Source organism: Frankia sp. AgKG'84/4 (genome assembly GCF_023242965.2).
Lineage (GTDB): Bacteria > Actinomycetota > Actinomycetes > Frankiales > Frankiaceae > Frankia.
This window is the reverse complement of sequence record NZ_JALKFU020000668.1, coordinates 1-608: the sequence shown is the minus strand read 5'-3', so window position 1 is coordinate 608 and position 608 is coordinate 1. Positions and strand designations below refer to the sequence as shown.

Annotated in this window: 1 protein-coding gene; it reads right to left on the bottom strand. The window is 53.3% G+C overall.

Features of this window, described 5'->3' with window-relative positions; genetic code table 11:
- Nucleotides 1–608: helicase-related protein (locus MXD58_RS31790; RefSeq protein WP_284678838.1), on the bottom strand; the 608-nt coding region annotated here is incomplete at both ends.

The window sequence follows — 608 nt, the reverse complement described above, 5'->3', positions numbered from 1 at the left end:
ATATTGATCAAGCGCACTGGAACTTCCGACCATAATGATCAAGGCCTCACCATGCCTGCGTCCCGCTCGTCCGGCCTGCTGCCACGCACTCGCGATGGAGCCCGGATAGCCTGTCATGATACACACCTGCAGCTGGCCGATGTCAACGCCCAGCTCAAGGGCGTTTGTGCTGACCACTCCATAAATGCTTCCTTCCCGCAGCCCCTTTTCAATCTCACGCCGTTGCTTCGGCAAGTATCCGCCGCGATAACCCCTTATCGACTTTGGACCCAGTTGTTTCGAAACTAATTCCTGCAAATAGGTCAAGAGGATTTCCACCCTCACGCGGGAACGGGCAAACACAATCGTTTGAATCTTATTGCGCAAAAATTCCATCGCAAGGCTGCGCGCCTCTAACACTGCACTTCTGCGGATATTGAGAGGCTTGTTCACGACTGGGGGATTATAAAAAACAAAATGCTTTTTCCCGCTTGGCGCGCCATTATTGTCGACGAGCACCATATCCTGCTCGGTCAGCTGCTCGGCCAATTGCTTCGGGTTGGCAATCGTGGCCGATGTGCAGATAAATACCGGGTCACTTCCGTAAAACCGGCAAATCCGCTTCAGCC